The sequence below is a fragment of the Enterococcus sp. GPZ-007 genome, assembly GCF_059374735.1.
This window is the reverse complement of the sequence record NZ_JCAFYN010000030.1, coordinates 39733-48414: the sequence shown is the minus strand read 5'-3', so window position 1 is coordinate 48414 and position 8682 is coordinate 39733. Positions and strand designations below refer to the sequence as shown.

The window sequence follows — 8682 nt, the reverse complement described above, 5'->3', positions numbered from 1 at the left end:
TAATCAATTCTCGATTAAACTAACCATACTAGAAAAATGATTACGTGACTACTGTCAAATCAAAAATAAATCCTCTATCACTTGCAGAAGTAAGAAAAAACTGATCATCAGCAAGCGATTACATTTATTCTTCGATTAATTCTCTGTATTTTGAACATCAGATATGTTTCTTTCGCAAATAATTGTAAACTAATAACGTTAAAGAAGCTATGAAGAGTCAACTCAACTCATTATTGATCGTTGGTCCCTCACTCAAGACCGTAATCATTATTATTACCAAAAAAGGAGACACCGGATGCGAACCAATGCCTTATGGTGATCGTCTTTTTAAAAAGAATCCGTGAAAGTAGAGCCGTGATCATCGGAACAGTCGCCAAAATCACACTGCTAGTTGCCACATTAACCTTCTTCACCCCTTTATTAAAAGTGAGCATGCACAAAAAGAACCTCGATGCGCCTGATAATAAGATGCGGTCAATGTCCTTTCTCCTGATCTTTCACAATTTTAGAAAAGGAATCAACACAACCAAAGCCGCCGATGCAACCAAGTAACGCAAAAAGCTTAATGATTCTGATGAAATTTCCACCATTACCAAACGAGACAAGACAAATGCCAAGGACCAAAAAATGATCGTGACCATCGCATACACATGGAAACTAGTTTCTCTTTTCAATTTCACTCCTCCGGTCAAAAACTCCTTTAGCCTAAAATACAATAATCCTTAGGGAACAACTACTGTTTATTAAAAAAAACGTTTTTTGTCCACTAGTTTTTAGCTTAATGCTTAAACTAAAAAACCTCACAAAAAATGTGAGGCTAGTTTTTGTATTCATTTAATTGCTCTTGGAACCAAGCAAGGTTGACCTCATGATGGCGTTTTGAGTTTTCCATCATTTTGGCAAATTCCGGTCGCGTTTGCTTCTGGGATTTTAGTGCCAAATCGATCAGTTGGATTTTTTCTTGAGTTTGCTGAATCTGTTTTTCCAATATTTCTTTCATGACTTCTGGTTCTACTTCATCTACAAACAGCATCGGCGTATAAAAAGGAAATGTGACTGGTTCACTCTTACTGCCATATTTCAAAAAAAGACGTTCGAATTCTTTTTCCCCTAACTCAGTAAGGACATAACGATTCTTTTCCTTCTCGACTGTCGACTTCTCCGTCATTACTTTTTGGATCATGCTCTTTTCTTCCAGCTGCTGCATATTATAATAGAAGGAACCCTTCGTAAAGTGGACAAAATACTGAAAGTAATTTGTTTCCATATCTGCTAATAGTTCATAGCCGTAGGATTCCGGTCGTTCCTTTAACAAGCCTAATATTAAAAGCGGGATCATCCTTCCACCTCTTTCAATTATTGGGCGATCTCAGCATATTTTTCCATGAACTTCTGATAATCAATTTTGCCAAAAGCAAAATCACGACTCAATAAATAAATTTTTTCATTTTTAGTCGTTTCTCGACCATAGATTTTACTTAATCTTTCGTCTTCATCCCCCATAGTTCCGGGAACATCTGCTTTTCTTGAAAAAGCCTCATAATAACGAATACCGAATTGTCGTTGCGATTCAGCATCGATATGGATTCCATCTGGATTCGCCGCCAGGTTTTCTGCGCTGACTAGATAGCAATTTTCTACTTCCGCTACAACCTTCGCCATTTCTCGATTGATTTCTTTAAACTCAGTTGCACTCAAACCAAAACCAGTTTTTCCTAAAAAGTCTGGTAGCTCGCCAACGATGATCGGCAACTCTGGTAATCCAAGTTCATTCCGGAAATGATCAAATACGGCTTTTAATTTCCCAGCGTATTCTTCATAGCGTCCGTTCAAGCTGTCATTTTCTCCTTGATGCCATAGGATTCCGATCAGTTCACTTGTTTCCATTGCAAATTTTGCTTCAGCAAGCGCATGACGCGTCAGCATCTGATCCTCGCCCCATTCATCGATGGAGCTTCCCCCTTCAGCACAAGGAATCAAACCTAGCTTTTCGTCTGGATGATCCTGTGACCACGCAGCCGCAAAAGACGCAGCAGGTCCGACACCCGCAACTTCCCGATCAAAATGAATCGGCTCTGCCATCATTTGCCAGCGTCCGTTCCGGAGCATTTCAATATTTTCATTATAGATAGCAGGAACATCACGTAAATATCCACGTCCCGCCATATTTGATTGACCAATTAATAAAATTGATTTCATTTTCTCCACCTCAAATTCTTTACACCGCCCACTATAGTCTAATTAGACTATAGTGTCAATTATTCTCTTCGATAAAAAAAGCCCTTCTAAGCAGAAGGACTCATCTATTTAGTCTGTTATTTCTTGAAAATGATGATCAAAGCGTTTCGTTTCATTGGCAAAATCATAATAAGCTGGCTTGCGATCATAAAATAGCTGCAAGCCAAAATCAGCGACTTCAATAATTTGCGGAAACAGCTCTGCATTAAAGCAATAATGATCCCTATCTATATGATGCCAAAATAGATAGGTACCGCAAGTAGAACAGAAGCAACGTTCTACTTCTTCACTAGACTGATAATAAGTCGCAGAATCTTCTGCTAAATCCAAGACCACGTTCTCGCCTTTTTCCGGATCAACGCCCATCACCGGACCCGCCGACATTTTCCGGCACATATCACAATGACAGCTGTAAACAAAGTTTCCATATTGTTTAAGCGTGATATGATTTTTGCCACACAAACAAGTTCCCTTAACATTTTCCATCCTATCGCCTCTTCCTTTTTTCTATCAATAAATTATATCGTGCTAGCGATCTCACTAAGCTTAGTATGTCACTTTTTCTTTCCTGCTTATGAACAAATAGAACAGTAAACCAAGTAGACAATGAACAGCTAAAACCCCACCGTATTGCAGCATATTCGACAACCGACCATTCAATAAATCCATCAATCCATAGAATGTGGCACATGATGGCAATAGGAAAGATAAAAGCCGTATGCCGCTCTTCTCAGGAATCATCAGGTAAAAAAGAATTGGCGGTGCTAGATACAAAATCATCACGATCTTGATATAGGCGATACCAACCATCATATTACTCGAAAAGCGTCCGATAAATAAGCCAAGAAGTGCCGCAACGAAGGCTGAAAGAAGGCTCAAGAGCAACATAGCTAGAAATTTAATTGTATCTAGACGAATACAAATAGCTGCGGTCACGAGCGATGACACTGTTGCCCCACAAAAACCTAAAAAAATTTTTTGAAGGAGATATTCACTAGATGTCATGGGTGTAATCTTATTAATCAGAGCGATTCCTTCCTCTTTTTCACCAATGATGCTCATCGCATTAAAGGTACATCCCATAAACATGGCTGTTACCATTGTAACTACTAGTAATAATTTTTTTAACCCATCAGAATTACTTTTTGCCGGCAATATATCGAGTTTTACTGAATTAGCGCTTTTTCTCTTAGCATACATCGTTGGTAGTTTTTGACCGATCGCTGTGTAGAGAGTCCACTCATCACCTGATAGAAACGTCTGAAGCTCACCTTCATTTGCTGCTACCCCGATCATTTGAGTAGCAGGATCATTAACGGCTTGATACAGCCGTTCTTGGTTGTCGTAAAATGTGAGTTCACCAACAGTTTTCAACCAAACGGACATTTCCTTCGTTAACGATGCTTTCACCGCACCAAAAGCGGGCGCTTCTGTCCCTGAGAGATCGACCTTCGCAAAAACATTTACCGCCAACCCAAGGATAATCGGTAGAAGAAACGTCAAAATGCATAGCTTGTCTCTACGGATATTCCTTAATTGATACAACATCCCTCTCACGAATTATCCCTCCTTTATCATTTCCAGCGACAACACCTTACGCGCTGTGAAAAAAAGCAGCAAAATCACAGCACAGCAGCTGTAATAATAAGCAACACCAGCCGTTGGATTTTGAAAATAGGCCTGTTTAAATGCCATAAATAAATGATACAACGGATGAAAAATGATCCATTCCCAAGTAACACTCGTTTGTCCCACCAAGAAAATCGGTGTCGTAACAAAAACCGCGAGAACTAAATAGACCAATGAAAATTGTTTGAAATCAGATAAATAGACCGCACAGATAAATCCAATAAGCGCCATAATCAGCGCCAGAATTCCCGTCTGCAGCAGCACAGCCGGCAAAATACTGAATCCAGGACTGATACCCAGATTAAGCAGCGTGAGTAGGCAAGCAAAAACCAAATCAGCAATTAAAAATAAACCTATTTTTGATAGAATAAAAAGACTCTTACTTATGGGCATCACACCATGAATCCTGATGACACCCATCTGCTTTTCCTTAAACAAGGTCGAGGCAACCCCTAAAAAACCGACTGCCACTAACTCAAAAAATAGAAATTCACTGGTGATCTCTCGCAGTTTTTTCATTCTTTTAGTGAATTGACCAATAGTTTTTACCTTAGTATTCTGGTTGCTGTCCAGCAGGGATAAAGCATAGTTGATTTTCAGGTGATCACTCTTCTTTGTGCCGGAAGTCTTCATCACGAGCTTAGGCTTTTCTTGCGTGAAGTCGATGCCAATTCCGTCTTTGTCAATTGCCTGTTTCTTAAGTTCAGCCGATGAGTCCACTTGCTTTATACTAGTCGATACCTCTGAGACCGAACTATTGGGATCGTAAAGAAAGACCGGATAGGCTTCTTGATCAATGTTTACGTATACCAGTTGGATGTAGCAGCAATAAAGGATCAATGAGCCAAAAGCCAGCAGCAAAAATTTACTGGATATCATCATACTGAAATCTTTTTTTAAAAGGGAAAGCAAGGTCTTCCTCATCAAGACAACCCTCTTCCTGTATACTGGATGAATATCTCTTCCAATGTCGGCTCTTGAGAATGAATCCGTATAAGCTCGTCATGTGGAAACGACAGCCCGCCGCCAATCTCAAGCAGTGGCAGGGTTTTACTCATTCGTTCTTTATTTAATGAATAAGTGACTACGACTTGTCGCTCGCTATTTTGCTCCTTCATGTTTTTTGGTGTATCAATTGCAGCAATCGTGCCATCTACTATGAATGCTACACGATCACATAGCAAATCGGCATCAATCATATTATGAGTCGTTAGAAAAATCGTCGTTCCTTTCTTACGCTCCTCTTCAATAATTTTGCGAAACAACACCGCACCGGAAGGGTCTAATCCGCTGGTTGGCTCATCTAAAAACAGCAGCCTTGGACTTGTCATTAGTGCCCTTGCCATGCTCACTCGTTGACGCATCCCTTTTGAATAGGAAGAAACAGGTTTGTTGAGATAATCATGTTTAAATTCAAGCAATTCTAGTAATTCAGAAATGTCTCGCAGCTGATCCTTTGGGTAAAAGGATGCAAAATAATGTAAATTATCTAAAGCACTCAAGTTCGAATATAGATAAGGGTATTCAAATAGAACACCGATCTGCTGAAAAAAACTTTGCGGCAGTTTGGAACGAATATCCTGACCAAATAAAGCTACATCCCCACTGTACTCTCGTAATACACCTGTGAGAATTTTTTGAGTTGTCGATTTACCTGAACCGTTTGGTCCTAAAAATCCGAAGATTTCTCCGTCCTCCACGGAAAAATCAATACCGTGCAGTGTTTGCTTGTTTTTCCCATAAGTGAACCTCAGATTCTTTACTTCAATCATTTCTCATTCCCCCATTTGTCGCGTTTTGTTTCTTTTCGTTTTCGCTCTCCCCACCAATTCATGAATTTGATTTTAAACGGCAGTGAAAGAAGAAAAATTCCCGCAAAAACAAGCCACCAATACCATGCAAGACCTAGAAACATCATGATCCCTCCCATCTACAAATATCGTTTTATCTTCTCTAAATTTACGCTGTTCCTGTAAAGACGGTGTAAAGATGAGATGAAGACAACGTAAAAAAAGCCGCGCTTGCTTCAGCACGGCTACTACTCAATTGTTATTCAACTATAGGTAAAGAAAAATAAAATTCCACACCAGCAGCATGATTTATAAAACCATAATCCGCCTGATGCATGGTCAGAATTTGCGCTGCGATAGTGAGCCCTAATCCCGATCCGTTTTTATTTATTGCACTTTTATCTCGTTCAAACTTTTTCCAAATCTCCTTTGTCACTTTCGGACCATCATTGTAAATAGAGAAGCGGGTACGTCCATCTGAGCTGGTTAATGCAATATGAATTTTACCGTCAGCTGACACAAATTTCTTCGCATTGCTCATAAAATTGTGCAGTACTTGGCGCATTCGATTCTCATCAGCAGTAATAATCACAGGTTGATCTGGCAGTAAATAACTGATTTCAAAGTTTGTTGTCGGACTATCAATGTATTCACGTCCAGCAACGACTTCTACTAATTCAACCAAGTCAAAGGGTCCTTTCATCAGCTTTGTTGAGCCGGCCTCTAACGCAGATAAATCGAGTAAATCATTGACCATCTCTGACATTTTTTCCGTTTCTTCGATGATTGTTTGGCGATAGGCCGCTTCTTGTTCTGGCAGCGCATCCCCTAAGCCTTCTGCATAAGCACGAATGACCCCCAATGGTGTTTTCAGTTCATGCGACAAGGAATCCGTTAGGTCTTTTCGTTGGCGCAGGGCCTGCTCAAGATTGCTCGCCGTTTGATTTAAATTTTCCGCAAGTGCTCCAAGCTCATCGTTAGAATTGACCGGACACGGTTCTGAAAAATCTAAAGCGGTCATGCGCTGAGCTGCTTCACTGATTTCATGAATCGGTTGAGAAACAATTTTTCGCAATAACAAATCCCAGCTTAAAATCAACACCAGCAGCAAAACGATAAAGACACTGTCTCTGATCCAACCATCAAAAGCTGAAGACACGATGTAGGACAAGAGACAGCCGGCAATGACGATTTTAGATAGAAAAAAGATTTTTTTATTTGTTAGATAGATCGAATACCACTTGTGAGAAGAGTGATCAGTCATCCGCATTCACCTCAAATTTGTAGCCCGAACGAATCAACGTAACGATCGCCTGTCCTTCTTTTCCTAATTTTTGCCGCAGATTCTTCACGTGGACATCTACTGTTCTGGTCGTTCCCTCAAAATCATAACCCCAGATTCGATTAAGCAGCTGTTCCCTTGAGAAGACGTGCTTAGGATGCTGCATGAATAACAGCAGAAGCTCATATTCCGTGTGGGTCAATTCAACAACAGCATCTTCTACTGCTACTTCATGAGAACTGGGGTCTAAAACGATCTGACCTGCTTTCAGGAAATCCTCCTTCTCCGCTCCCCCTCCTGTCCTTTTGAGAAGTGCTCGTACTTTTGCCATCAGAACATTGGGACTAAAAGGTTTCGTTACATAATCATCGGCACCCAAGTGATAGCCATGCAGCTTATCTGCTTCCTCAACTTTCGCGGTTAGGAAAATAATCGGTAAATCACTGATTTCTCGAACCTGCTTACAAACATCATAACCATCGACATTCGGCATCATGATATCCAGGATCAGTAACTCAACTGGATGATTCTTTAGGATAGCCAGCGCCTCAGCACCATCATCAGCCAAAAGTACCGAATGATCCTCCTTCTTAGCATAATCCGCAATAATCGTTTGGATCTGTTTTTCATCTTCTGCAATCAATATAGTAGCCATAGTGTTAACACCTCCAAGAATACACGTTTGCTTCCCTTATTTTATCATATAGGATTTATGTACTTGAAGATGGCTTATTATCAATGAGGTAAATAAGTAACCCTAGCTTGAGAACTTTTCACCAAGTAATTCTTCCCCCAGCATCCATAGCCGTTCTGCTTTAGCAGGATCAATCGACCAAGGACGGACACCAAATTTTGATGTGCTTGCTTCGCTAACAACTGTCCCGATATTCGAATCCTCGATAAATACTCTGCCTTTATCCTTCAGCAAAGGACTAGTAGCCGCCCACAAGATCGATGCCGCCCCTTGATTCACCGTTTTGAAATAATCGTATTCTTTCTCACCATGCAGTTTAGCAGCTAGACGATTTTTAGTACTGATCAAGCGGGTGACTTGCAACTCATTCATAACAAGTGTACTATCTTCAAAATTGATTCAATCTACTCAATAAAAGACGATGCCATAATCAACTCTATAATCTCCAAAAGCTGCTCAAATTATAGCCTGCTGATCGATGACTGGAACTCGATTTCTACTCTGGCATTTGTCATTCTATCGATTGAACTTTTCTTTTTAAAATAACAGACTTTAATTTGAAATTTTCAATAAATGTTCTATTTTAAGACAGCAGCAATCTCGCCAACTTGTTTTTCGCCAAAATTTATTTCAACTTTTTTGTCCTTCAATTCCGGGAAAACGACGATCACGACATCATCTTTCTTGTTTTCTGCTAAAAAAGCCAGATCAACTTGAACCAATGGATCACCAGCTTTGACTTTTTGACCTTCTTGAATGGTTGAACTGAAGCCGTCACCGTTCAACTCGACAGTGTCCAGCCCGATATGAATCAGAATGTCCAAGCCATCTTCGGCTTCCAAGGTCAAGGCATGCAATGATGGGAAGACGGATTTCACTGTACCCTTGATCGGTGCACAGATTTTTCCATCTGAGGGTTTCACAGCGAAGCCTTCCCCCATCATTTTTTCGCTGAACATCGGATCACTGACTTCTTTTAGATCAACAACCTCGCCATTAACAGGTGTATTGATCTCGCTGCTTTTACTTTTGAATAATCCAAACATATT

At 40.2% G+C, this 8682-nt stretch carries 13 protein-coding genes; all 13 read right to left on the bottom strand.

Annotated features, from left to right (window positions below; genetic code table 11):
• Nucleotides 1-248 precede the first annotated feature (248 nt).
• The gene (locus AC4J95_RS14710; RefSeq protein WP_494550515.1) at nt 249-470 is read right to left on the bottom strand and encodes an EamA family transporter; all 222 of its coding nucleotides are present in this window, start codon (nt 468-470) and stop codon (nt 249-251) included.
• Between the two features lie 27 nt (nt 471-497).
• Complete coding sequence (locus AC4J95_RS14705; RefSeq protein WP_494550512.1) at nt 498-674, bottom strand: hypothetical protein; 177 nt, start codon at nt 672-674, stop codon at nt 498-500.
• Nucleotides 675-817: 143 nt separating this feature from the next.
• On the bottom strand, nt 818-1339 hold the full coding sequence (locus AC4J95_RS14700) for a PadR family transcriptional regulator (protein ID WP_494550511.1): 522 nt from the start codon (nt 1337-1339) through the stop codon (nt 818-820).
• 17 nt (nt 1340-1356) lie between these two features.
• Nucleotides 1357-2199, bottom strand: coding sequence for a sialate O-acetylesterase (locus AC4J95_RS14695; RefSeq protein ID WP_494550510.1), 843 nt, complete (start codon nt 2197-2199; stop codon nt 1357-1359).
• Between the two features lie 108 nt (nt 2200-2307).
• The gene (locus AC4J95_RS14690) at nt 2308-2724 is read right to left on the bottom strand and encodes a GFA family protein (RefSeq protein WP_494550509.1); all 417 of its coding nucleotides are present in this window, start codon (nt 2722-2724) and stop codon (nt 2308-2310) included.
• A gap of 60 nt (nt 2725-2784) precedes the next feature.
• Complete coding sequence (locus tag AC4J95_RS14685) at nt 2785-3786, bottom strand: ABC transporter permease (protein WP_494550514.1); 1002 nt, start codon at nt 3784-3786, stop codon at nt 2785-2787.
• Nucleotides 3787-3798: 12 nt separating this feature from the next.
• A complete protein-coding gene (locus AC4J95_RS14680; protein ID WP_494550508.1) occupies nt 3799-4791 on the bottom strand; it encodes an ABC transporter permease in 993 nt (330 codons plus the stop codon).
• A complete protein-coding gene (locus AC4J95_RS14675; RefSeq protein ID WP_494550507.1) occupies nt 4791-5639 on the bottom strand; it encodes an ABC transporter ATP-binding protein in 849 nt (282 codons plus the stop codon). The genes AC4J95_RS14680 and AC4J95_RS14675 overlap by 1 nt, the downstream gene beginning before the upstream one ends.
• Nucleotides 5636-5782, bottom strand: a complete 147-nt coding sequence (locus AC4J95_RS14670) for a hypothetical protein (RefSeq protein WP_494550506.1) — start codon at nt 5780-5782, stop codon at nt 5636-5638. The genes AC4J95_RS14675 and AC4J95_RS14670 overlap by 4 nt, the downstream gene beginning before the upstream one ends.
• A gap of 134 nt (nt 5783-5916) precedes the next feature.
• Nucleotides 5917-6921, bottom strand: a complete 1005-nt coding sequence (locus tag AC4J95_RS14665; protein ID WP_494550505.1) for a HAMP domain-containing sensor histidine kinase — start codon at nt 6919-6921, stop codon at nt 5917-5919.
• On the bottom strand, nt 6914-7594 hold the full coding sequence (locus tag AC4J95_RS14660; RefSeq protein WP_494550504.1) for a response regulator transcription factor: 681 nt from the start codon (nt 7592-7594) through the stop codon (nt 6914-6916). Before AC4J95_RS14660 ends, AC4J95_RS14665 begins: the two co-directional genes overlap by 8 nt.
• Before the next feature lie 102 nt (nt 7595-7696).
• A complete protein-coding gene (locus AC4J95_RS14655; protein ID WP_494550503.1) occupies nt 7697-8005 on the bottom strand; it encodes a hypothetical protein in 309 nt (102 codons plus the stop codon).
• Between the two features lie 206 nt (nt 8006-8211).
• A complete protein-coding gene (locus AC4J95_RS14650) occupies nt 8212-8679 on the bottom strand; it encodes a PTS sugar transporter subunit IIA (RefSeq protein WP_494550502.1) in 468 nt (155 codons plus the stop codon).
• Nucleotides 8680-8682: the final 3 nt, after the last annotated feature.

Coding starts and splice junctions, on each gene's coding strand:
- AC4J95_RS14655 (WP_494550503.1), bottom strand. CDS start 8,005: ATGAATGAGTTGCAAGTCACCCGCTTGATCAGTACTAAAAATCGTCTA.
- AC4J95_RS14685 (WP_494550514.1), bottom strand. CDS start 3,786: ATGTTGTATCAATTAAGGAATATCCGTAGAGACAAGCTATGCATTTTG.
- AC4J95_RS14690 (WP_494550509.1), bottom strand. CDS start 2,724: ATGGAAAATGTTAAGGGAACTTGTTTGTGTGGCAAAAATCATATCACG.
- AC4J95_RS14650 (WP_494550502.1), bottom strand. CDS start 8,679: ATGTTTGGATTATTCAAAAGTAAAAGCAGCGAGATCAATACACCTGTT.
- AC4J95_RS14675 (WP_494550507.1), bottom strand. CDS start 5,639: ATGATTGAAGTAAAGAATCTGAGGTTCACTTATGGGAAAAACAAGCAA.
- AC4J95_RS14695 (WP_494550510.1), bottom strand. CDS start 2,199: ATGAAATCAATTTTATTAATTGGTCAATCAAATATGGCGGGACGTGGA.
- AC4J95_RS14670 (WP_494550506.1), bottom strand. CDS start 5,782: ATGTTTCTAGGTCTTGCATGGTATTGGTGGCTTGTTTTTGCGGGAATT.
- AC4J95_RS14665 (WP_494550505.1), bottom strand. CDS start 6,921: ATGACTGATCACTCTTCTCACAAGTGGTATTCGATCTATCTAACAAAT.
- AC4J95_RS14700 (WP_494550511.1), bottom strand. CDS start 1,339: ATGATCCCGCTTTTAATATTAGGCTTGTTAAAGGAACGACCGGAATCC.
- AC4J95_RS14680 (WP_494550508.1), bottom strand. CDS start 4,791: ATGAGGAAGACCTTGCTTTCCCTTTTAAAAAAAGATTTCAGTATGATG.
- AC4J95_RS14660 (WP_494550504.1), bottom strand. CDS start 7,594: ATGGCTACTATATTGATTGCAGAAGATGAAAAACAGATCCAAACGATT.